Origin of the sequence: Xanthomonas bonasiae, assembly GCF_014836395.1 — a bacterium.
In the GTDB taxonomy this organism is placed as follows: domain Bacteria; phylum Pseudomonadota; class Gammaproteobacteria; order Xanthomonadales; family Xanthomonadaceae; genus Xanthomonas_A; species Xanthomonas_A bonasiae.
On sequence record NZ_JACSQX010000023.1, the window covers coordinates 1 to 1686 of the forward strand.

1 protein-coding gene is annotated in these 1686 nt (G+C 68.9%); it reads left to right on the plus strand.

The window, feature by feature from the left end; translation table 11 throughout:
- The first annotated feature begins 163 nt into the window (after nucleotides 1–163).
- Nucleotides 164–1591: a sugar porter family MFS transporter gene (locus H9658_RS22270; protein WP_191826995.1), complete on the plus strand. Its 1428-nt coding sequence runs from the start codon at nucleotides 164–166 to the stop codon at nucleotides 1589–1591.
- Nucleotides 1592–1686: the final 95 nt, after the last annotated feature.

The following is a 1686-nucleotide window of genomic DNA, read 5'->3' on the forward strand; positions in this document are numbered from 1 at the left end:
CGGCGCGCCCAAGCAGGTCAGCGGCCGCCAGGAAGCCTACGAGAACCTGATCAACCAGTACCTGATCCGCTGATGCGCGCGACGGCCGGCGGCACCCTTGCCGCCGGCCGTGCTGTCCTCCCCCGATGGCCGGCTTCCTTTCTGCACGACACCAGGTGACTCAATGTCCAGCGTATCCCTAGACCGCGCCCATGGCGCAGGCGAGAACACGCGCCTCATCATCCTCATCAGTTGCGTCGCCACCATCGGCGGCTTCCTGTTCGGCTTCGACAGCGGCGTGATCAACGGCACCGTCGACGGTCTCAAGCAGACCTTCCATTCCAGCGCCGCCGGCACCGGTTTCGAGGTCGCCTCGATGCTGCTGGGCTGCGCGATCGGCGCGTTCTTCGCCGGCTGGCTGGCCGATCGCCTCGGTCGCCGTGCGGTGCTGATCATCTCCGCGGTGCTGTTCCTGCTGTCGGCGCTCGGCGCCGGCGCTTCGCACAGCTCCGCGTTCTTCGTCTTCGCACGGGTCATGGGCGGCTTCGCGGTCGGCGCGGCCAGCGTGATGTCGCCGGCCTACATCGCCGAGGTCGCGCCGGCGCGCTATCGCGGGCGCCTGGCCACGGTGCAGCAGATCGCCATCATCAGCGGCCTGTTCACCGCGTTCCTTAGCAACTACGTGCTGGTCAAGCTGGCCAGCGCCTCGACCGAGCCGCTGTGGCTGGGCCAGGCCGCGTGGCGCTGGATGTTCTGGATGCAGGCGTTCCCGTCGCTGCTGTTCCTGCTGCTGTTGCTGGCGATCCCGGAAAGCCCCCGCTACCTGGTGGTCAAGGGCCGCCGCGAGGATGCGCTGGCGGTGCTGACCAAGCTCTACGGCCCGCGCGAGGCGCAGGCCAAGCTGACCGAGATCTCCGCCTCGCTGGCCGCCGACCAGCACAAGCCGAAGCTGTCGGACCTGGTCAGCAAGGTCACCGGCAAGGTGCGTCCGATCGTGTGGATCGGCATCGGCCTGGCCACCTTCCAGCAGCTGGTCGGCATCAACGTGGTGTTCTATTACGGCGCGGTGCTGTGGCAGGCGGTGGGCTTCTCCGAAAGCGATTCGCTGTTGATCAACGTGCTGTCCGGCGCGCTGAGCATCGGCGCCTGCCTGATCACGGTGATGCTGATCGACAAGATCGGGCGCAAACCCTTGCTCTGGATCGGTTCGGCCGGCATGGCGGTGTCGCTGGCGCTGGTCACGCTGGCCTTCGCCAGCGCTTCGCTGGACGCGGCGGGCAAGCTGGCGATGTCGCCGGGCATGGGCCGGCTGGCGCTGGTCGCGGCCAACGTCTACGTGATCTTCTTCAACATGTCCTGGGGCCCGGTGATGTGGGTGATGCTGGGCGAAATGTTCCCCAACCAGATCCGCGGCTCCGGCCTGGCGGTGGCGGGCGCGGCGCAGTGGACCTCGAACTTCGCCATCACCGTCTCGTTCCCGATCCTGCTGGGCAGCATCGGCCTGGCCGGCGCCTACGGCATCTACACCGTGGCCGCGTTCGTCTCGGTGTTCTTCGTGCTCAAGTACGTGTACGAGACCAAGGGCCGCGAGCTGGAGCAGATGCAGGGCTGAGCGCTGTCGCCGGCGCGGCCCCAGCGGCCCCGCCCGCGCCCCCCGCGCCCCCCCCCGCGCCGGGCGGCCGGCGCTGTCGCGCGCCAGCAGGCGCG

Bases quoted from the DNA above. Each gene is read 5' to 3' on its own strand.
- H9658_RS22270 (WP_191826995.1), top strand. From the start codon at position 164: ATGTCCAGCGTATCCCTAGACCGCGCCCATGGCGCAGGCGAGAACACG.